The following is a 23,388-nucleotide window of genomic DNA, read 5'->3' as shown; positions in this document are numbered from 1 at the left end:
TAAAAACCAAATAAAAAATCAGCTATTGCTGATTTATTTACCTTTTAAAACATATATTTTTTCGTTTTTTGGATTTATATTAATTTCTGTTGATTCATTTAATATCTCACTTGAAAGCGTTGGTTCTTCAATTCCATACATTGCCTGAGAAATTTGATCACCTTTATCAACAATTTCTTCAACATCTATTCCGTATTCTTCAAAACGTTTTTGTCTTGCTTCTGTTGATCTTTTTAAAATTATTTTTTGCACTATTGGTAGATTTTTTATCAATCCATTAAATGCTTTTGCATTTAATATATAAGAAAATAAGATAAGAACAAACATTGATACAAAAATAGAACCGAAGAACAATGCTACTAGAGGCGCAATATTTGTCCCCATTGTTGATTGTTCAATATCCATTTTTTTAGATATTAATAAAACATTCAATATAGCTGCCATAACGGTTGGAACAATCAATATCATGAAGTTGTTTAAAACATGTTTTTTATTTGAATTATAGGTTACATATTTTCATACATAAACTCATAAATATCCATATCTGATAACTAGACATAACAATTTAATTGTATACATAGCAATGATACCTATAACAAGTTTCATTTCTCCACCAACACCTGTTGTAACTAATATGAAAGTTACTAAAGGGGCTGTTATTACATATATTATTCCTATTATATTTTGGAACTTAGATACTTCTCCATACCTTCCTTTTGCCTGAATTAATGTCATTTGACCATCACATAATATAGCAAAAGCAGTTACAGCAGCATATAATATTGAAAATTTAGGCGTATGGAACATAAATTTAAATGCATTTAAACTTGGTAGGTCTATTGTTGAACCTGCATAATTTTCAGGAGGAACAATATTTTTTCAATATAAGGCACTAACAAAATAAGGAGAAAGAATCGCCATATTAATAAAAGTAAATGCAGCTATCAAATATGTATAAAGCTCATATTTTGCATAACTATCTCAGTTTATTCTTCCTCTTTTTGCAACTAAAGTTACAAAGAATTCTCTAAATGAAACAACGAAATTTGTCATTATCAACCTAACATTTAAGGCCACAACAAGATATAAAGAAAGAGCAGAAGAGACGTTCAATCCTAAAATAACAGAAACTATTGCTATATCTGAATTTAAAAGAAGTGTACCACCCAATGTTGATCAAGATATTTTACTTTGTGTTGTATTAAGTTTAAAACTATTAAAGTCCTTATAATATTTTAATCATAGGTATTTTTTCTTAACATATAAGTATATTAAAAGTCCTTTTACAGGTGAATATAAAAGAGTTGGTATGAAAGGAATAATTGGATTATTTACCTTAGCAAGTAAGAAGAATGTTAAACCACTAACCAATAAGTCAGTAAATAAAATAGTTATTCTTCTTATAACGTTTTTATTGTCTGCCACAATTATTGTTTCATAAACACTAAATCAGTATGCTGATACAAAGTTTTTTGTACCAAAGATTAGAGCAACAAGTATTAGTTGTCAATATGGAGCAAACCCATTTGCAGTTCCAGATAAACCTATTCCTGGGTTATGTCATGAACCAGGGTCCATTAAATTTCCACCACCTGAATTAATACCTGCATATAGAGGATATCCTACAGCTGTTAAAGTAACTAATATAAGACCCACAACAGCTGATCTTTTAAAACTTTTTTTTGCTGTTGAGTATATTTCATTTGCACTAATTCAATCATTGTTTACAAGCGGTTTTACAAGTAAAATTGATGCTGCTATTCCAAGAGCCCCTTCAGCTGTTGCAATAATTGCAGAAAAAGATGTTACCAAACGCACAAACCCGTTAAACTCTGTTCCGAATTTTTCTAAAACTCAGTACATAGTTAAAAATTGAATTATGGCATTTAGAGTAGAGATTGTTGTACCAACAATTACACTAAATATGCCTTGTCTTGTAGATACCATTTTCCAACCCCCTTATTACATTATTTTTATTTTAACATTAAAAAGTATATTTTGATTTGTATTCATTACCATTTAAGTAGGCTAAATGGTCTTCAAATCCATCTAAAATTATTTTATATGCAATAAGATCTATTTCTCTTAAATGACTTCTTTTTGCTCCATATCTAAAATCTTTACATATTGGAGCTTTGTAAAAGTCACAAACAGCTCTTATTTGGTGTTTTCTACCAGTTAATATTTGTATTTCATATATATTATTTTCAGGATCTATTAAAGTATTAATTTGCTCTACTTTTTTAGTATTATTGAATTTTTCAATTCTAAATCTAGCCTTTTGATTATCATTGTCATATTTTATATAACCATTTATTTTTCCTGTTTGAAGGTTTTGGTTTTCTGTTTTAGCTAAGTAAAGCTTCACAAACTTACTTTTGTTATTTAATTCCTTTAATAATATATCTAAAGTTATTTTGTTTTTAGCATAAACAACCAAACCTTTTGTTAACTTATCTATTCTATGTACATGACTTATTACAAAACTGTTTTCTTCTTCTGGTTTGTATTCACCTTTGTCTTTTAAATAACTTTTTACCATCTGATCTAAGTTTACATTTATTGGTGAGTGCACTTCTAAATTTGGTTGTTTATCTACAATTAATAAGTTTTCATCTTCATAAATAATCTCTAAATCAGAAAAATCAACCTCTTCAAACTGGTCTCTTTTTTCTGCTTGACTACTATCATAAATTGTTATTTCATCACCAAATTTTATCTTAACTTTAGTGTCTTTTATTCTAACCTCATTTATTTTGATTTTCCCTTTTCTGAATCACTTATAGATTATTGATAGGTTTGTTGATTTAAAGTTCTTTTTAATAAAATTAAAAACTGTTTGATCTACGTCATTTTGATTGACTTTTATTTTTGTCATAAGTGACCTCTTTTCTTATTTTGTAGTTACAAACAACAATATGAAGGCAACTAAATTATTTAAAGTATGAACAATTCATGAATAAGTCATATTACCTTTAGTATACAAGAATATTCCAGAAAGCACGAAACCAGCTGCTGTATAACTTAACATATGTTCAAAATCAAATGATTGACCATAGTGGACGAATCCAAAAAACATTGAACTTGCAACAAAGCCTAGTCATCTATTTGATGCATTTAGATTATAACTATTTCTCATACTTATTTCTTCACATAAAGGAGCTACCAATACAGAAAATACAAAAAGAAGTATTGCATATGATATTTTGATCGAACTACCGTGCTCACCTTTTATAATTGAAACTAATGTATTTTGATTGTCGCTTTGGCTTGCACCAATTAAATAACCTTCAATGAAAGCTGAGAAAAATATATTGACTATTAAAAACATTATTATAAAGCCTAAAATAGTAATTATAATAAGTTCTTTTCATTTATTTTTTAAAGTCTCTTTTATTCTTCCAAATAATTTTCTATCGTACTTTAAAGCTAAAATTATTATCACAATTTCTGTAATAAGCATTGAAATAACGTTAACAAACTGAGTCCCTACATTTTCAGAATTGCTTATTTCTATTTTAAAAATAAGGTTTGCAAAAATACCAACAAATGTAGCCACAACCGTCGGGGCTAAAATGAACATATATATTCATGAATATCCATTTTTAAAAAATCCAGCTTTATTTCTAATGCAATTGAAAACTAACCCTACTAAAATAGAAATTGTGTAAGTTGAGAAAAATACCGTCTCACCTATTTCTGAAGTTGATGTTGGTATTATAAATGCTATAAATACAGATAATATTAAAGGAACTATTATGGTTGATGCAACAAAAATCATTCCATCAGTCTTATAATTTAATATATCAAATCTAAATTTATTTTCTTCACTTAAATCAAAGGCTTTACTTCTTAATTCGTTATGTTTTTGTTTTAAACTCTTTGAGTTTGTTTCCATAAAATCACCTTATTTAATTTTACTACTAAATTTAGATATAAAAAAAATAAAAAACCCTTTGTAGGGTTTTTTAACCTTTATTTAACTTGAGCTATTAAGTCACCTTTTTTAACTTTTCCAGTTTTAACAATTTCAAAACTTCTTCCACTCATTGAATCAGTAGTGAAAATTAATGGTGTTTGCATTGAAGGAACTTTTTTTGAAACATTTTCAATATCAACTTCAACCAATAAGTCTCCTTGTTTAACATTTTGACCTTGTTTAACATTAATATCAAATCCTTCACCATTTAGTGAAACTGTGTCTAAACCAATGTGTAATAAAATTTCTACACCATTTGAATTAGCAATCCCATATGCGTGACCACTTGGAAAAACAGTTACTAATTTACCATCTATTGGAGCTACAAATTCTCCGTTTTCAGGAACAATAGCCAATCCGTCCCCTAACATTTTTTCTGAAAACACTTCGTCTTCAACTTTTGATAGATCGATTACTTCACCATCAACTGGTGCGAATACGTCTAAGTTTTTATTTTTTGTAAATAATCCCATAATATTATTTTCTCCTCAATTCTATTTTACAATAAAAATATAGTATTATTGTATTTTTTCAACCAATAAAAAAAGAAATGAGTAATCATTTCTTTTAAAAATTATTTATCTTGCATTAATTCTTTAACTAATTTTAATACTTGATCTGATGTTTCACATTCAAGTGCTTTATTAGCTAAATCTTGTGTTTCTTTTAAAGTAAGTTTTGACATAATGCTTCTTGCTTTTAAAATACTTGTTGCTGACATTGAATAAGCATCTAATCCTAATCCCATTAATAAAGGAATAGCATCTGGTTCTCCAGCCATTTCTCCACACATTCCAGCTCATTTACCGTGTTTGTGTGCTCCATCTATTGTCATTTTTAATAATCTTAAAATTGATGGGTTATATGGTTGGTATAGATAAGTTACATTTTCACTCATTCTATCTGCAGCCATTGTATATTGAATTAAGTCATTAGTTCCTACTGAGAAGAAATCTGCATGTTTTGCAAAGTTTTCTGCATTAACTGCAGCTGCAGGTATTTCTACCATCATACCAATTTCTAAGTCATCACCAATTTTGTGACCTTCTTTTTCTAATTCTGCTTTACAATCTAATGTAAATTGTTTTGCAGCCAAGAATTCGTCTACAGTTGCTATCATTGGGAACATAATTCCAACAGGTCCAAATGCACTAGCTCTTAATAAAGCTCTAATTTGATCTCTAAAGATATCTTTTCTATCTAAAGTAAATCTAATAGCACGATAACCTAAGAATGGGTTCATTTCTTCTGGGAATGAGAAATATGATAATTTTTTATCCCCACCAATATCTAAAGTTCTAATAACAGTAAGTTTTCCATTCATTTCTTCTACAACTTTTTTGTATGAAACGAATTGTTCTTCTTCTGTTGGGAAGTGATCATTGTCCATATATAGGAATTCACTTCTGAATAACCCAACAGCTTCTCCACCATTTTCTAAAACAGCAGCAACGTCTTTTGGACTTCCAATATTACCTTCTAAAACAAAACCATCAAAACCATCTTTTGTTAAAGTTGGTTGATCTTTAAGTTTTTGTAATTCTTCTTTTTCTTTTGCAAAGTTTTCTGCTAATTTTTTTCACTCAGCTTTATTAGATGGGTTTATTTCAACATCTCCTGTTTCACCATTTAATGCTAAAACATCTCCTTCTTTAACATCGTGTAAGATTGTTTTTAATCCTAAAACTGCAGGGATTTCTAAACTTCTTGCCATAATAGCAGCATGACTAGTTCTTCCTCCAATATTACATGCAAATCCTTTTACAAATTTTGGATTTAATTGAGCAGTTTGTGAGGGTGTTAAGTCTTCTGCAACAATAATAACTTCTTCAGCTATTGTTGCTAAATCAGCAACTGGCATATTTAAAACGTATCTAATTAATCTTTCAGTTACGTCTTTTATATCTGCAGCTCTTTCTTTAAAATAATCATCATCCATTGCTTCAAACATAGCAATGTATTTGTCGGCAACCTCTTTGATTGCTTGTGCAGCATTATAACTTTGGTCTTTTACTAAGGCAGTAAATTCTTCAGCCATAGCTGGATCTTCTAAAATTGATGCATGAGCTTCAAAAATAGCAGCTTTTTCTTCTCCTAATTTTTCTTTTGCAATTGCTTGTAAGCTTTCTAAATCAGATTTAGCTTTTTCAATTGAAGAAGTAATAATTGAAAGTTCACTTTCAACGTTAGTTGTTTTTTCTTTTGAAATAATGATTGGTTGTTCATCAAGTATGTACACTTTTGCTATTGATATACCATTACTTGCTCCAATTCCTGATAATTTGTTAGTCATTAATATAACCTCCTGTTAAACAAATATATTATACACAATTATAAGTTTCAAAAGTTAAAAAATTAGGTATAAAAAAACAGCATTTAGTCTGCTGTTTGATTTTTTTTAGAAATACTTACATATTTAGTTTTTGTTTCAACAAAAACATTATACGAAGACATAGCAACCATCATTGCAATTCCAACTATCAAGATAGTTTGTTGAAGAACAGTTCTTCAGTTATAACCTCATTCTTTGAATTTTCCATTTAAAGGATATTGATTTTCATTAAGTATATTAATTCAACCAAAATAACCAATTCAATAGTTAATTACAAGTATCAATAAAACAAATGATGACATTAATACAATTGATGCATTGGCTGTTCTTCTTGTTTTACAAACTAAATGAATTAATCTAAAGTGGTTTAATGTAAAAGCTATAGGTATTATGAATCACAATATTAATGCTAATAAGTTATAATTTGAAATTAATGCATAAATATGACTAGTTTCATAAATTGGAATTATAGGTTTTTCCCCAGCAACTATTTCTGGTCTATATTTAAATATTTCGTGAATTTCACTTAAATTTTTTGTATTTTGAGATCAAGAAAATAATTTATAAGTCTCAGATCCGTCTTCATTTGTGAATTGATAGCCCATGAAAGCAGCTAAAAAGAAAGTTAAAATAGAAACTACTATAAAAAGATAAAATGTTGTCTTTCAGTTATTTGAAGGATTAAATATTTTAGTAATTTTTTTCATATCTATTTTTCCTCCTTACCTACTTCATAAAGTTCTTTAAACAGACCTGGTTTTTTGATTAATTCATCAAAAGTACCTGTTTGGGCTATTTGTTTGTTTGTATCTAAAACAAATATTTTGTCGTAATTTTTAATAGTACTTAATCTGTGAGCGATAGCTATTGTAGTTTTACCAACAATTAATTTATCTAGCTCTGCAGATATTTCTTTTTCAACTAAGTTATCTAAAGCACTTGTAGCTTCGTCTAAAATAATTAAACTTGGATTTTTTAAGAACATTCTAGCAATAACTACTCTTTGTTTTTGACCACCACTTAGTTGTTTTCCTCTTTCTTGTAAGAAAGTATCATAACCATTTGGTAAGTCCATAATTAGATCGTGAATTTTTGCTTTTTTACATGCTTCAATGATTTCGTCATCTGTTGCATCCATTTTTATATATCTTAAGTTTTCTTTAACTGTTGCAGAAAGAATTTGAGGTTCTTGATCAACATAACCAATGCTATCCATTCAGTTTTTTAAATCAATATCTCTAATTTCTGTTTTACCATTAATGCTTATTTGACCTTCAAATTCTTCATAGAATCTCATAATCAATCTAGTTACAGTAGATTTACCACTTCCTGATGGACCAACAAAAGCATAAGATTTTCCTTGTTCTAAAGTTAAATTTAAATCTTTAACAACAGGAGCATCTGGTGCTGATGGGTAAGAAAATGTAACATTTTTAAATTCAATAGAATTTATTTGATTGTTTTCAATTGAAACTGTGTTTTCTTTTTCAATTACATCATTTTCATCATTTATTATATCTCCAATGTTTTGTGAAGATTTATTTGTTTCACTAATACTTTGTAAGATTGTATTTAATTGGAAAATTGGAGTAACCATAACAAAAGTTCCAGCTGTAAATGATGAGAAAACTGTTATTAATTTTTGAGTATTATCTCCATAAACAAATATACCAAATATCATTGAAGATAGAGTTAAACACCCCATTGCCCCAACAATGATTCCAGGAATAACAGAAATACCAAGATTTAATTTTTTGTTTGTTCTGTTATTTTTATCTGTTTCTATGTTGTTTTCTTTTACTTCTCTTTCTCAGCTACCACTTGATTTAACAAGTCTAATTGCTGCAATTTTTTCTGTAATTTCAGAATCGTGTTTTGATCTTGCTTCCATACTTTTTTTCATTGGTTTTGAAATACAAAGAACTGCAAGAACAGCTAATATTAAAACGAAGAAAATTAAAGCAAACATTAGCAACGCTATAATTACGTCTATATAAACCAACATCGCAATAGAACCTAAAGTTGTACAAATAATGAAAACTATAATAAGTGGAGCAACTTTTAATTGATTTGCTATGTTTTTTACATCTTTAACAATTGTTTCTGTAATTTTACCTTGTGAATTATTGTTGTAGAATTCAATGTTTTTATGCAATAAAGATTTTACAACTTTATTTTTTAAGTCAGTATTGGCATCTTCACCAATATCTCCACATAAACAGTATGCAACATAAATTATTATAATGATTGCTGTAATACTTCCAAGTAAAACTCCAACCCATTGCATTTTACTTACAGTAAATCATAGAAATGCAGTTTTAGCTATTCCTTCTTCAACCACTATGTAGTCAAAGTAATGTTTTTGAAGAACTATTTCGATTACCGCATCAGATATTGTATGTTCTGTTAAAAATTTAGTAAGAGCGTCAATTTGTTCTTGAGTTAATTTAGCGGTCTCACTATCAATTAATAATTGATTAACTATATCAACTAACATATTTGGGTCTTTAAAAGTACTTAACATTGTTTCTGCCACAAGAATAGCAGTTACTTGTCTAGTAACTAAAATGTTAAAAACAGAGATAGCCGAAGCCAATGCTATTAAAAGAATAATAGCTATAGCTTTAACTTTATATTTTTTTCAATAAAAAAATCAAAGACCAAAGAAGCCCTTACTTTTTTTAAAGTCAGTAGCTTCTGTTAAATTAACTAAATATTCGTCTTTTTCATATCTGACAAAAAAGTTATTTTCCATATAAATTTTCTCCTAGTAATATAAATTATATATTAAACAACTTAACTTTTAAATGTAGTTATACAAATAAATAAAAAAACACCTTTTGGTGTTTCTATATTTTTGATTTTCTAGATCATAGTAAGTAAATTAAATACATACCAGCTGTTCCAATTAATAAATATATTATCATAGCAACAGAAACTAAAAATCCACTCTTTTTTTGTAATTGAACTTTTTCAAACACAGGTGTTAATGGTTGATCGTCTTTAAATTCTCTTGCATCAACAACAGATAAATCTTCAATATTTTTATAACCAGTTGTTAAACCTGTATAACCAAATAAAGAATCCTTAAATAAAATATCTTTTACTTCGTTTGAACCCAATAATTGTGAATGAATTGTTGAAAAATGTTGAAAAATGTTTAAATTATTTTTCATAATTGATTGGTTTGTTCATTCTTGGTATTGTGCATAAGTTTGGTTTGCATCTTTAAATTCTTTTCCATATCCAGGATTATATCCAGAATACCCCAATTCAGCTCTTGAAACCATAGAAGCAATTCAAGATTCAGCTATGATCTCATTAATTATCATTAGCTCTGGATATCTTTTATAAACTTTTTGAATTTCTTTATTTTCATCTTCATTTAAAAAGTAATTATTATCACTGAAATTAGACTTAAAAATAAATGGTTTATTTTTATCATAAGTATATTTATTTGAAGGTATTACAAATTTATATTTTGAGTAAAAACTATCAACCCAGTTTAATAATTTTTTATATTTTTTAGTGTCGGGTTGTTTGATGATTCAATTTAATAATGGAGAAATGTTGTGAAATTTACTGTCATAACCATATTCATGCATATAACCACCATTATAACCAGGTAAAGATAGAGGAGGTTTATTATCATCTGTTTTCATTCCTGCTTCAACAGTCTCAAATATTTCATTTAAAACATTGTAAATACTTGTATTTAATAAAGGTTTATAAATATCACTTGTTTTATCATTCTTATAATTAACGTTGAATATCCCACCATAAAGAGATGCTTCAAAAGATTTTTTAATTTCGATGAATTCTTGTGAATTAGAAGAACCACCATTATTAATTATATTTTCCAAATAATATATTGAAGTTGACTTAAATTTATATTTATTTTCTTCATTTAATTTTGCATCAATTAGGTTTTTATTTAAATTTTTTGAAATCAACGAGTTTCCTTCACCATCATCATCATTAAATAAAGCTTTAATAGAATCATCACTCTCATTTTTTAAAGTTTGATAAAATGAATTTCCTATACTTAATTTTAAATTTGTTTTTTGAACCATTTTGTAGTTATCCATTTTGTAGTTATCCAAAAGCGCGTCCATAGAAGAAAACATTCCAGACATTACTAAAATCATTGTTATAAATATATTTAACATAACACTTCAAGCTATAGAACATATAATTGTGATTAAAAAAACTACTGGTGTTCATACAATTCCAATAAAGAAAAAGAATAAACTTGTGCTTAGGATAACTAGAGAAAGTGCATTAAATTGAAATACAACTTCAGTAGATAAAGCTATTTTTAAAACTGCATTAGCAAGCGCTAAAGCCATTGTAAATGTAATAAATACATAAAATCTTAATAGAAAAGATTTTGAACGACTCATTCCTGATCTTATTTCAATATTTTGAATACCTTCTAACAATTGTTTTTTTATCAATTCAGAAGACAGTATTATCATGAATACAATAAAGAAAAATACCTCACATATAAATTGAACAGAAACTATTATTATTCCAAGAGAGGAAGCATCTTCAGGATTTTTCATTGATTTAGAAACTATTGTAGACATCGTTAATGTTACCAATAGAGATAAAATAGCCATTGCAATAATTGCTTTATTTCTAATTAATCTTTTTAAATTTATTAAATATAGAGTTTTGAATCCATTAAATTTATTATCTAAACTTTTGTTTTTAGATGATTTTTGTTTTTTTATTTTTTTCAAATTTAGTGTTACTTCTGACATTTAAACCACCACCCTTTCGTTTGGGTTATAAATCTCTTTTAAAAGCTTTTCTTTGTTATCTTTTTCTGCCATAACAGCTTTATACAGTTCTGCAATGGATTCTTTTTTGTTATCAAAATCTTTTTCCATAACAATTTCGCCTTCACGGATAAACACTACATAGTTAGCCACTTCTTGCAATTCTTCAAGAATATGACTTGTGATTAAAATTGTTACTCCGATTTTAGATAGCTCATGAAGAATATTCATAAAAGACAACTTAGCTTCAACATCGACATTAGCAGTTGGTTCGTCAAAAACTATATATTCGGGAGTTCTAACAAGAACACTTGCCATAATAGCTCTTTTTTTTCATCCAGCACTTAAGCTTTTTATTTTTTTATTAATATAAGGTTCTAATGAAAGCATTGCAAATATTTTATTTGCTGCGTCTTGTGCTTCTTCTTTTGACATTCCGTTAACAGCACAAACATAAGAAACATAATCTTTAACTTTCATGTTTAAAGGTACACTGTTTGAATCTGGGAAAAAGGCAATCCTTTGAAGGTTTTCTTCTTCAAACACGCTTTCTCCATCGATTAAGATTTCGCCTTGCTCTAATTTAAGTTCTCCAAAAAGAGCTTTAATAGTTGTTGTTTTTCCAGCACCATTGTCGCCAACAAAAGCAACCACAGATCCCTTTTTAATTTTAAAACTTACTTGGTTTATAACAAAACCACCTAAATCTCTAGTTATATTCTTTATTTCAATCATTTTTAAAGCTCCTTTCTATAATTTAGCTTTTTTGTTAAATATAATGTAACCAACATATCCTAAAGGAGATATTAGAACAATATAAACAAAGTATGCTAGTGGTATTAAAAATTGTTTTTTTGTTTTTATTTTTATATTTTGATAAGCTGGTTGCATTGCAACATTCTTTGCTTTATTTGTATAACTAAAATTTTCAAAATCAAAGATATTTTTAATTGTATAAAATTGACCTTGATAGAAAGTTGCATTAGAAACATTAAATAAATCATTGTATAATGCATCCGAGAACAATCCTGTAGACATAGCTGCAAAGTGTCTAAAAACATCTGTTTTTAAAGAATTTGATGCAACAGTTGTGTTGTAGTATTCATATAGTGATGAATCTAGTTCACCAGTTCTAAATATATCAAAATCCATAGCCATTCTTCATAAACTTATTATTAGTTGATTTATTATTGTTAGTTCAGGAAAATCGTTATAAACTTGGGCCATTTCGTTATTTTTATTTATAACTTCATTATTTTGTTCAGATCAAACTTTATTTTTATATAATTCTTTTCTTTGGCCCTTTTCACCATCACTTACCTGATTAAAATTAAATGAAGAAGAATAATACGAATTAGAATTATTATTTGTGTAAAATTCTTCTCATGAATAGAAATTTAAATCTCCATAATAAGAGGAGATTGGATCTCTAGTTGAATCCAATAAAGCACTATCTAATATATCATTATAAGCTGCACTTTTTTGTTCATCTCAACCTCAAGAGCTCCCTCTTTTATCAAAAGTTGGAAATATGTTTTTATAAGAGTTGTAAAATTTCTCAATTAATTTTAACAACTCTCTTTGTTCAGGTAATCCACTAGAGATTTCATTAACAAAGTTATTTATGTTAATGTTTTTACTATCAACCTTAGACCATCAACTATATTTTGGTTGCTTAACAAAGATTGAAGAAATCTCTCCCTTATTTGTTGCATTTAGTTTATATCTATTGTCATATACATATTCATTAATAGGTTCTAATACGTTTCAAATAGGAGTTCCTTCTAGAAGATAATCTTTATTAGCGTATTTTTCTTCACCAAAAACATTGTAGTTATAATAAACTTGACCTAAACCTAAATTTCTTGTAAGAATTGTACTAGATTTTGAATTTTCAATGTTTTTAGAAGTTTGAAGATTATTATATTTAACATTATGTCTTAATGAAAAACCTTCAATCTCATTTCCTGATTTATTATAAGCGCTATAATTGCCTTCTTTCTCATTAGCTATAGGTGTAAGTGCTTTTTCAACGTAATCATTAATTGCTGAATTTGTTATAGATTCATCATTTTCACCCTTATCATTAAATAAATTTTCATTACTTTTGAATTGATTGTAAAAATTAGCACCCGATATTATTCTTATGTTTGTTTTATAATTGTTATCTTCAATTTCTTTCATCAAATAACTAAATGAAGCTGTTATAGGAGCTAAAGCAATAGTTATCATATAAACCATTGCAAACATTGTAGCCATTGAAGTTTTAAATAAAATCATTGCAACAGTCATTATTAAAGTAGAAAAAAATGCTAAAAATGCTAAAAAGAACACTTGTGAATATTGTAAATTAAAGAATAATTTAATATCTTTTATACTTGTTGCATTAAGTATTATTGAAACACCCAAGGTAATCCCAATATAAACCAATGCTGTTGAAAAAATTATTAAAACTCTAATTAAATAAGATTTTCATGTTTTAAAACCAGCTCTAAGTTCAATTGACGCAATTCCGTCTTTAACTTGTTTTTTGAACAAGTAAAGTGAATTAAGTAAAATGTGAAATATTAACGAAGAAGATCCTAAGGTATAAACAAGTACTTTATATGTTCCATATTCAGCTGATGATCCTGATACGATTATATTTGTGAATTCTAAAACAAAAAACATTGAAACTATTATTGTGAATACAATTCCACTTATTATTGAACCAGTATCTTTAAGACTTAATTTTAAATTTATTCTATAAAGTAGAAAAAAATTTTTAACTTCTTTATTAAAGTTTGTCTGAGTTTTTTGTTCACTTATTTTTTTAAATCTTTTTCCATTACTTTTTATCCTTTTTATTATATAAATCTCTTAGTATGTGTAAGTCTTTAATAAGTTCATTCATATGTTTTTTATAAACATCCATAATATGTTCTTTTGTTTTATCAAAATCATTTGCATAAACTATTTGTCCTTTTTTAATTAAAACCAAATAATTTGCAAGTTCTTGAAGTTCTTCAATAATGTGACTTGTTATAAGTATTGTTATACCCACTTTTGAAAGTAATTTGAAAATATCCATGAAATACATTTTAGATTCAACATCAACATTAGCTGTTGGTTCGTCAAAAATTATGTATTCAGGTGATCTTACTAACACGCTTGCCATGATAGCTTTCTTTTTTCATCCCGATGAAAGCTCTTTAATTTTTTTATCTTTATAAGGTCTAAGTTCTAATAATCTGTATACATTATCAATACTTAAATCTGTTCTGTCTTTGTCCATGTTATTTGCTGCACAAATATATTGTAAATATTCATGTATTTTTATGTCTAGGGGTACATTGTTTGAATCTGGAAAGAAAGCAACTTTAGACAAGTTATTATTTTTAAATAAGTCTTGTCCATCAATTAATATTTCTCCACTATCCAATTTAAGTTCACCAAAAAGCGCTTTAATAGTTGTTGTTTTACCAGCTCCGTTATCCCCAACGAACGCAACTACTGAGCCCTTTCTAATGTTAAAACTAACATTGTCTAATCCAAAATTCCCTAATTTTCTGGATATATTTTTTATCTCAATCATATTTTTTCCCTCTAATTAAAATTATACCCTATAAAGTTTTTTTTTTTTTTTTCAATAAAATAAAAAAATAAAAGCTTTTTAGGGCTTTTATTTTTTTAGATTACACAAGCGTCACATTCGTAGTTTTCACTATCTTCAAGAACTTCTTGACGAACTCTTACGTAGTATATTGATGCACATCCTTTTTTGAATGCTCTAATATATGCTTTGTTTAAGTCTCTTGTTGTTGCTTGGTCTGTCATAAATAATGTTAATGAAATAGCTTGGTCAACGTGTTGTTGAGCTGCAGCTACTATATCGATAATTGGATCTGGTCCAACCTCATATGCTCCAAGTGAGTAGTATCCCATGTTGTCAAAGTCAATTTTGTAAGCAGGAACATAAACTCTTCCAAGTTTTCCTTCTTTTCTAACTTCAACTGGTGCAACTACTGGTTGTAAACTTGGTGTACATGATGATAAGTAACTAATTGATCCTGTTGGAGCAACTGCCATCAAGTGTGAGTTTGCTAATCCAGTTTTTTTGATTTCTTCTGCTAATTCAATTCAATCTTTTTGAGTTGGAATTGAAACTTTATTTTTTTCAAATAATTCTTTAACTGTATCTGATTCTGGTGTTCATTTGTTTTCTTCACATTTTGTGTATTTTTCAAAGTATGAACCATCAGCAAATTTAGAAATTTTAAATCCAGCAAATGAACCAAATTCTTTAGCTAATTTATTTGATGCTTTAAATGCATGGTATGCCATTGTGTAGAAGAACATATTTGTAAAGTCTACAGCTTCTGGTGAATTATAGTAGATGTGGTTTGTAGCTAAGAAACCGTGTAAGTTCATTGCTCCTAAACCAACAGCATGGTTATTTTTATTTCCATTTTCAATTGATGGAGCACTTGATAAATCACTGTTTCTTGAAACGTGATCTAAAGCAAGAATTGAGTTATAGATAACTTCTGAGAACTCTTCTCCACTTTCCATTGTTTTTGCAATATTCATACTTCCTAAGTTACAACAAATATCTTCACCTGTTTTTGAGAAAGATAGGTCAGTGTTAAATTCACTTGGTGTTGAAACTTGAACAATTTCACTACATAAGTTACTCATAACAATTCTTCCTGCTACTGGGTGTGCATTACTGTTGTTTACAGTATCGTCGAATAATAAGTATGGGTAACCACTTTCGAAATGTAATTCAGCTATTGCTTGGAATAATTTTCTTGCATTAATGTATGTTTTTTTAATTTTTGGATTGTTAACCATGTTTTCATATTCTTCAGTTACTGAGATATCTGAGAAAGGTTTTCCATAAACTTTAGCAACATCATAAGGACTAAATAATGCCATATCTTTGTTTTCTTTTGCTAATTCGAAAGTAATATCTGGAACCACAACTCCTAATGATAATGATTTAATTCTGATTTTTTCATCAGCATTTTCTCTTTTTGTATCTAAGAAAGACATAATGTCAGGGTGGTGAACATTTAAGTAAACAGCTCCAGCACCTTGTCTTTGACCTAATTGATTTGCATATGAGAATGAATCTTCTAAGATTTTCATTACCGGAATTACTCCAGTTGCTTGGTTTTCAATATTTTTAATTGGTGCACCAAACTCTCTTAAGTTAGTTAAACATAAAGCAACCCCTCCACCACGTTTTGATAATTGTAGTGATGTTGTAACTGCTCTAGCAATTGATTCCATGTTGTCTTCTACTCTTAATAAATAACAAGAAACATATTCTCCTCTTTGTTTTTTACCAGCATTTAAAAATGTTGGAGTTGCAGGTTGGAATCTACCTAAGATAATTTGTCTTAATATGTTTTTAGCTTTTTCAAAGTTTCCTCCAGCTAAAAACATTGCATTTGAAACTACTCTATCTTCGTAGTTTTCTAGGTATTGTTTTCCATCAAAAGTTTTTAATCCATATGCATTAAAGAATTTTAATGCTCCCATGAAACTTGGGAATTTAAATTCAAATGAGTAAGCATATTTTGTTAACTCATCGATTTCTTCCATTGAATATTTAGCGATTACTTCATCATCATAGTATTGATTTGTAACTAAATAATCAATTCTTTCTTTTGTTGATCCAAATTTCATCATGTTTGGTTCAATGTGTTCTTTCATGTATAACTCAGCTGCTTGAATATCTAATTTAAAGTTGTCTTGCCCAGGAACAAATAATTTTGCTCTAGCATTTAATTTGATATATTCATCAGATTCATTAGTACCAGATAAATTCTTAACGTTATCTTTGTTCATTTTATTTTTCCTTTCAAAAATCTTCTAAGATTTCCCTTATTGTATCAACGTCATTTTTAGTACCTAAAAGTTCAAATTGGTAAAGTAGCGGCACTCCTAATTTCTTTGAAATTATTGGTCCCGCTATTGCAAAGGTATCTCCAAAGTTGGTGTTACCAGATGCAATGACTCCTCTACACAAATTCCTATTAGTTTCGTTATTTAAAAATTTTACAACTTGAGCTGGTACAGCCCCTTTTGTGTCTCCGCCCCCTCCAGCATACGTTGGAGTAATTAAAACATATTCCTTATCTACAATTAATTCTTCGTCTAATTCATAAGGAATTCTAGCGTCATTTACGTCTAATTTTTCCATAAATCTATGGGTGTTGTTTGAAATTGATGAAAAGTATACAACAAATACTTTTCCTTTTGGTCTTATGACATCTTTTTCAGATATCTTAATAACGTCATCGTGCATTTATTAGAATTCTCAGTCTTCGTCTGATGTTTCTTCAGTTACACCCATAACGTATGATGAACCATTTCCTGAGAAGAAATCGTGATTTTCATCAGCTCTAGCTGATAATTGAGTGAATATTTCTGGCTCAATTCTTGTTTCCTCTTCTGTAAATGGTGATTCATAACCTAAGTTTTGTAAGAATTTACCAGCATTATATAAACTGAATCTTACAGCATCTTCTGCTATTCCAAAACCATCATATAGTTCGTATAGGAATTTGTTTTCTAAATCTATTAATTCGTATAATAAATCAAATACGAATTTTTTCATTTCTGCTTGTTTTTCAGGAGATAGTTTTTCAACTTTTCTTTGGTATTTATAACCACTGTAGTAGTTGTGGATAACTTTATCTCTTAAAATTAATCTTATTATGTCAGATGTGTTTGGTAATTTACCCCTAGCTGATAAGTAAAATGGTAAGTAGAAACCACCATATAACAAGAAACCTGGCATAAGTGCTGCTGCAACTTTTGATTTTAAAGGATCATTACCTACATAGTAAGGAATTAAAGCCTTTGCTCTTTCTTGTAAACTGTCACAGTTTATAACTCATTCATGAGCTTCTTCTATTTGTTCACTTGAACATAATGTAGAGAATATTGTCCCATAAGATCTAGCGTGAACAGCTACCATGAATGCAAAGTTAGTATATATAACTTGTTCATGATCTGTAAGTGAGTTAGGAACTTGAGCTACGTCTCCAACAGTTGCTTGGATAGTATCTAACAATGTTAGTCCAGTAAAAGTTCTAGTGATTAACTCTTGTCATTCAGGAGTTAATGTTTTTCATGATACTAAGTCATTTGAAACTGGTACTTTCTCAGGTAATCAGAAGTTTTGTGTAGCTCTGTTTCAAACTTCTAAATCTTTATCGTCATTCATAACATTTCAGTTAACTGATCTCATTCTTCCATTGAATTTGTTCATTGCAAATTCTATTGGAGAAAGAGAATCATAATAATATTGATTTTTTTTCTTTGCCATAAGTTTATTGCCTTTCCTTTTTCTATTTTCTATTTATTTTCTTAAATAGATCTTGCGCCTTAAAGGCGCCTAGAATTATAATTAATACCTAAATTTTGGGTTGTTAAAAATGATAATTGTACAAATATCATTTCACAAATACATTATGTATAAAAATACATTTTTTAGTGAAACAAAAACACGATGTTTGTATCGCGGCTAAAATATTATTTTGTAAATACTCTCTTTTATAGCCAGTAAAAGATTTATATATAAAGATTAGGTATCTGACTCAAATTCTAATGAATTAAATTCATTTCCTTATTACAGGTGCTGGTACAGTTTTGGAGTTTCACCAAATTACCGTTCTCTTTTTTGAATTGCGTGTTTTAGTTCTATATTGTTATAACTAAAAAAAAGAAAAAAACCACTCTTTTTATAAAAAAAAATAAATTTGAGTATGTTTTAACGTGTAAAAAACCCTTTAAAATAAGGGTTTTTTGAGATTAGAAAATTTTCTATTCAGGAATAAAAAAAGACCAAATTGGTCTTATTAATATTAGATAATTGAGTTATCTTTCATTGCTTTTTCAATTGCCTCAATAGCTTCGTTTTCGTCTTCGCCATTTGCTTCAATTGTAATTTCAGCACCTGTTTTAACAGCAAGTGCCATAACGTTCATAATTGATTTTAAGTTACCTTCTTTATCTCCACATTTGATTTTAATTTCTGATGCGAATTTTGAAGCTTCTTTAGTTAAAACTGATGCAGGTCTAGCGTGTAAACCAACTGGATCAATTACAGTAGCTGTGAATGAAGTCATATATTATCCTCCTTAACACTTATTATTTTATAGAAAAAAGAATCATATACAAGAAAAATTTTTCAATTTCTTGTTATTTTAAGTTAAATTTATTCCACTTTTTCTCAAGAGCTTGAGTTTATGGGTATCATCTTAACACCTTGTTTTGGATCGTCAAAAGCTACAGATATATGTTTTTCAATAATTTTAATAACATTACCTTTTCCAAATATCATATGCTTAATTTTATCCCCCTTAAGAACACCAGCATCTAGTTTTGTAGGTTTAGACTCTAAGTTAGCTTTTCCTCTATAACCACTTGAAGTTTCTGTATTTGAGTGGAAATATATGCTTTTCTCAATCTCATATAGCTCTGGATTTAGTTCTTGAATAAATCTTGATGGTCCTAATTCACCACTTGATATATATGAATATTCTCCAGAAACATAAGAAATATAAAGCATTTCTTGTGCTCTTGTAATGGCAACATAGAAGGCCCTTCTTTCTTCTTCAAGACTTTCCATAGATAGGAAACTCATTTTTGATGGGAATACATCTTTATTTAAACCTACTATAAATACAACTTTATTTTCAAGCCCCTTAGCAGAGTGAATTGTAAGTAAAGTTACTTTATTAATCTCAACTTGATTTTCTTCATCACTTGATAAAGCTTCTTCTTGTAAGAAAGTAACTGCTCTATTTAATTCATTTTCAGTTTCATTATAAGCTTCATCATATTTTTCCATTTGATCATAATAAGCTTCTAAGTTTTGGATTGATTCAACGTCTTCCTTATCTTTTAAATCCAATCTATCTCTATAACCAGATTCTTTAACCATAACCTCTGTTAATTCAAGAAGACTTTTATTTTCTTCAAATAATTTTCTTCCTTTAATTAAACAATTTATTAAATCATTTAGGTTTTTAGAAATAGAGTAAACTTCTTCTTTATGGTTTGTTAAAAAATCAAATAAATTAACATCAAATTCATATGCTGCTTGTTTTAATTTAGCCGCTGTTACCGCTCCAACTTTTGGAGTGAAACTAAATATTCTATCCATAGCCAAATCATCTTTAAATACAACAGCTCTTAAAAGAGCAGTTACATCTTTAATAACTTTTCTATCTCTAAATTTAAATCCACCTATTAAGTGAAATGGTATTTTTTGATTTTGAAATTCCTTTTCGAATTCTTGAGATCAAGCGTTTGTTCTATATAAAACATAAATGTCAGAATATTTATAATTTTTTTCTTCTATTAATTCTTTTATTTTTTTAGAAACAAACTTAGCTTCAAAGTTTCTAGAAGCAACTTCCTTAACATGAACTATCTCACCTTCTTTTTTTTGAGTGAAGATATCTTTTTTTTCTCTATTTTTATTATTGTCTATAAAATCATTTGCAATATCTAAAATTGGTTTTGTAGATCTATAATTTTCTGTAAGCATAACTGTTCTTGAGTTTTTGAATTCATTTTTAAAGTTAAGAATAATATTAACCTTAGCTCCTCTTCATGAATAAATTGTTTGGTCAGGATCTCCAACAACTGTAAGATTATTTCTTGTTCCAGTTAGTCACTTTACTAAATCGAATTGAGTATAGTTAGTATCTTGGAACTCATCAACCATTATGTAATCAAATCTATTTTTTCATTTTTCTCTTACATCAATATTTTCATTAAACAACTTATGTACTTTTAAAATTAAGTCGTCAAAGTCTAAATAATTTTTTTCGTTTAAATATTGTTCATAATCTCTATAAGCTTTTGCTCATTTTTTTTCAGCGACATTAAAAGTTTCTTCATAAGCTTCTTCTCATGAAAGTTGTTTACTTTTTCAGTTACTTATTCTAGATAATATTTTTTTCTCTGGTTTATTTTTATCACTACTTATATCTAAGTTTTTACAAATGTCTCTTATAATTTTTGTTTGATCTGAAGTATCAATGATTGTAAAGTCTTTTGATATACCAATGTATTCACAATCTTCTCTAAGAACTCTTACACAAAAAGAGTGAAATGTAGTTATGGTAGGATATCTGTCTAAGTCTGGAATTATTTTTTTAACCCTATCTCTCATTTCTTGAGCAGCTTTATTTGTAAATGTTACTGCCAAAATTTTAGAAGGGAATATTTTTTCTTTTTCAATTAGATAAGCAACTTTAGTTGTTATAACTCTTGTTTTACCACTTCCAGCTCCTGCAATAATTCTCAAAGGAACATCTGTAGTAATTACAGAATCAAGTTGTTCATCATTTAACTCTTTTAATAAATTTTCTATCATATAAATAACTCCTATAACTTTTCTATAATATCAATTTTTTCTTTACTTTTTTAAATTATTTAAATCTTTATAAAGAGAATCAAAAAATTCTGACTCAATTAGTTTATTGTGTCCAGGTTTAGAACTCAACATCAAACACATGGTAATTTTGTTTTTAGGGTCAACCAATCCTGTAGAACCAAGTAAACCATCTCATCCAAATTCACCTAATTCGGTTAAAGGGTAATTATCATTTTCCATCCTTACCCTTACACCATAACCATAACTGTAATCTTTATTCACTGTTCATATAAAATTTTTTCTTAATTCTTTTAATTGATCACTTTTCATTTCGAATAATAATTCTTCCTTTAAAATTATATTTCCATTACCATCTCTACCATCAAGTAAGAAGTTTAAAAATTTAGTATAGTCATCAACTGATGTGAATAGTCCTGCCCCACCCATAGGCATAGTAGGTACTTTATGAATTTCTTGTATAAAAAAATTAAATTCTTCAATTTTTTTTAAATTAACTTCATCATCAATTAAACTTCATTCATAAACTTTAGCTTCACGATTTTTATCTTTTAAATAAAAATCACTGTCTAACATTTCTAAAGGTGTAAATACTTTTTCTAAAACATAATCTCTAAAAGTTTTACCTGATACTTTTTCAATAACTGCGGCAATAACATCCAAAGATAAACCATATCTTCACCCAGTTCCCGGTTCAAATTCTAATGGTATTTTTGAAAGTTCCTTCATAAAAGTTTCATAGTTCATAAATTTATCATTATCTTTTTTTGCAAAGTCACTCAAAAGCTTTGTGACTTCCTTTTGAGTTCTATTTTTATTCCCAAAATAAGTAAAACTAGAAGTCATTGTCAATAAATGATTCATCAATATCGGTGTATCACAATGTACTTCGTTTTCTAAATTTTCTTTATCCAATACTTTCATGGTTTCAAACTCGGGAAAAAATTTATATAAAGGATCTGTTAATTTAATTTTATTTTCTTGTACTAGTATTAAAAAAGAAACCACAGTAACAACTTTAGTCATTGAATATGCTCTAAAGATTAAATCTTTATTCATTTTAGACATTGTGTCTAAATCATTAATACCAAAACTAGAAGAAAATAATTCTTCTTTATTTTTACAAATTTTTAAAACAGCTCCTGTAAAATATTTTTTTTCAATAATTTCTTCAATTTTTTTTATTGTATTTTCAAATTTATTCATTTTCTTCCCCAATTATTTTTTCGATTTCTTTCACATCGATCTTTCCTGGTTTATCATTTTGTAAATGTATATGTTTTTTTTCTTTTTCTATTCTAGTTATAACTAATACCTTTTCTAAATAAAAAACTTTAGTTTTAACTTTTAAATCTATTGCAGATAGATTTTCTTTTTGTAGGTAAATTGTTAAGGGTATGTAGATAAATCACATAGCTAAAAAGACGTATCCTATATTATTAATAATTTTTAAAATAAATTCTGTACTTTCATTTTGTTCATCTTTGGGTGTCGTATATATTATTATTCCCAAAATTATTTGAACAAATATTTGAAAAATTAATGGTATGTATAAAAAATAAAACTCTCTTAAAAATACATCTCTCATTTTTATCTTCTCATCATTTGTTTTTTTTAGTCTTAGATTTAGAATTAGTTTTCCTAAAGTATTACCTTTTCAAAAATAAGGCAGTAAAACGAAATATGAAAAAATTATTAATTGACTTACACTAAAGTTTATAAGAAATGTCTGTCAATTTGAAATTGGTTGAATGATTGCTAAAACCAAAGGTAATACAGAACAAAGGACAACATCCAAAAGTCTAGCAAAAAAAATTCTTCCCAAATGTGGTTTTACCAAATTATGAGAAGAGTTTTCTATATAGTTTTTTTCTTCTTGATGTGCCATCCA

At 27.7% G+C, this 23,388-nt stretch carries 18 protein-coding genes; all 18 read right to left on the bottom strand.

From position 1 onward, the window contains the following. Nucleotides 1-33: 33 nt before the first annotated feature. Complete coding sequence (locus tag AACL10_RS00550; protein WP_338985296.1) at nucleotides 34-1,947, bottom strand: hypothetical protein; 1,914 nt, start codon at nucleotides 1,945-1,947, stop codon at nucleotides 34-36. A gap of 37 nt (nucleotides 1,948-1,984) precedes the next feature. After that, nucleotides 1,985-2,878, bottom strand: a complete 894-nt coding sequence (locus AACL10_RS00545) for a pseudouridine synthase (RefSeq protein WP_338985295.1) — start codon at nucleotides 2,876-2,878, stop codon at nucleotides 1,985-1,987. Between the two features lie 15 nt (nucleotides 2,879-2,893). Next, on the bottom strand, nucleotides 2,894-3,898 hold the full coding sequence (locus AACL10_RS00540; protein WP_338985293.1) for a CPBP family intramembrane glutamic endopeptidase: 1,005 nt from the start codon (nucleotides 3,896-3,898) through the stop codon (nucleotides 2,894-2,896). 77 nt (nucleotides 3,899-3,975) lie between these two features. Next, nucleotides 3,976-4,452, bottom strand: a complete 477-nt coding sequence (locus AACL10_RS00535) for a PTS glucose transporter subunit IIA (RefSeq protein ID WP_338985291.1) — start codon at nucleotides 4,450-4,452, stop codon at nucleotides 3,976-3,978. A 101-nt stretch (nucleotides 4,453-4,553) separates the two neighbouring features. Continuing rightward, a complete protein-coding gene (gene ptsP / locus AACL10_RS00530; protein WP_338985290.1) occupies nucleotides 4,554-6,272 on the bottom strand; it encodes a phosphoenolpyruvate--protein phosphotransferase in 1,719 nt (572 codons plus the stop codon). An 83-nt stretch (nucleotides 6,273-6,355) separates the two neighbouring features. Next, nucleotides 6,356-7,018, bottom strand: a complete 663-nt coding sequence (locus AACL10_RS00525; RefSeq protein WP_338985289.1) for a hypothetical protein — start codon at nucleotides 7,016-7,018, stop codon at nucleotides 6,356-6,358. Between the two features lie 2 nt (nucleotides 7,019-7,020). Then, a complete protein-coding gene (locus tag AACL10_RS00520; RefSeq protein WP_338985288.1) occupies nucleotides 7,021-9,066 on the bottom strand; it encodes an ABC transporter ATP-binding protein/permease in 2,046 nt (681 codons plus the stop codon). 94 nt (nucleotides 9,067-9,160) lie between these two features. After that, the gene (locus tag AACL10_RS00515) at nucleotides 9,161-11,077 is read right to left on the bottom strand and encodes a hypothetical protein (RefSeq protein ID WP_338985286.1); all 1,917 of its coding nucleotides are present in this window, start codon (nucleotides 11,075-11,077) and stop codon (nucleotides 9,161-9,163) included. Continuing rightward, on the bottom strand, nucleotides 11,078-11,830 hold the full coding sequence (locus AACL10_RS00510) for an ABC transporter ATP-binding protein (protein ID WP_338985284.1): 753 nt from the start codon (nucleotides 11,828-11,830) through the stop codon (nucleotides 11,078-11,080). A 15-nt stretch (nucleotides 11,831-11,845) separates the two neighbouring features. After that, on the bottom strand, nucleotides 11,846-13,765 hold the full coding sequence (locus tag AACL10_RS00505) for a hypothetical protein (protein ID WP_338985282.1): 1,920 nt from the start codon (nucleotides 13,763-13,765) through the stop codon (nucleotides 11,846-11,848). A gap of 157 nt (nucleotides 13,766-13,922) precedes the next feature. Next, complete coding sequence (locus tag AACL10_RS00500) at nucleotides 13,923-14,669, bottom strand: ABC transporter ATP-binding protein (protein ID WP_338985280.1); 747 nt, start codon at nucleotides 14,667-14,669, stop codon at nucleotides 13,923-13,925. A gap of 95 nt (nucleotides 14,670-14,764) precedes the next feature. Then, a complete protein-coding gene (gene nrdE / locus AACL10_RS00495) occupies nucleotides 14,765-16,930 on the bottom strand; it encodes a class 1b ribonucleoside-diphosphate reductase subunit alpha (RefSeq protein ID WP_338985279.1) in 2,166 nt (721 codons plus the stop codon). Nucleotide 16,931: 1 nt separating this feature from the next. Then, complete coding sequence (gene nrdI, locus AACL10_RS00490) at nucleotides 16,932-17,390, bottom strand: class Ib ribonucleoside-diphosphate reductase assembly flavoprotein NrdI (protein WP_338985277.1); 459 nt, start codon at nucleotides 17,388-17,390, stop codon at nucleotides 16,932-16,934. Between the two features lie 3 nt (nucleotides 17,391-17,393). Further along, nucleotides 17,394-18,416: a class 1b ribonucleoside-diphosphate reductase subunit beta gene (gene nrdF / locus AACL10_RS00485; protein WP_338985275.1), complete on the bottom strand. Its 1,023-nt coding sequence runs from the start codon at nucleotides 18,414-18,416 to the stop codon at nucleotides 17,394-17,396. 538 nt (nucleotides 18,417-18,954) lie between these two features. Next, on the bottom strand, nucleotides 18,955-19,218 hold the full coding sequence (locus AACL10_RS00480) for an HPr family phosphocarrier protein (RefSeq protein ID WP_020836037.1): 264 nt from the start codon (nucleotides 19,216-19,218) through the stop codon (nucleotides 18,955-18,957). 89 nt (nucleotides 19,219-19,307) lie between these two features. Beyond that, nucleotides 19,308-21,479 carry an ATP-dependent helicase gene (locus tag AACL10_RS00475; RefSeq protein WP_338985271.1) on the bottom strand — a complete coding sequence of 724 codons (2,172 nt, stop codon included), beginning with the start codon at nucleotides 21,477-21,479 and terminating at the stop codon, nucleotides 19,308-19,310. A 42-nt stretch (nucleotides 21,480-21,521) separates the two neighbouring features. Then, complete coding sequence (locus AACL10_RS00470; RefSeq protein ID WP_338985269.1) at nucleotides 21,522-22,703, bottom strand: serine hydrolase domain-containing protein; 1,182 nt, start codon at nucleotides 22,701-22,703, stop codon at nucleotides 21,522-21,524. Continuing rightward, on the bottom strand, nucleotides 22,696-23,385 hold the full coding sequence (locus tag AACL10_RS00465; RefSeq protein ID WP_338985267.1) for an RDD family protein: 690 nt from the start codon (nucleotides 23,383-23,385) through the stop codon (nucleotides 22,696-22,698). Before AACL10_RS00465 ends, AACL10_RS00470 begins: the two co-directional genes overlap by 8 nt. Nucleotides 23,386-23,388: the final 3 nt, after the last annotated feature.

The organism is Spiroplasma endosymbiont of Diplazon laetatorius, from assembly GCF_964019625.1.
Taxonomy (GTDB): Bacteria; Bacillota_I; Bacilli_A; order Mycoplasmatales; family Mycoplasmataceae; genus Spiroplasma_A.
This window is presented reverse-complemented; position numbering and strand designations above follow the sequence as displayed.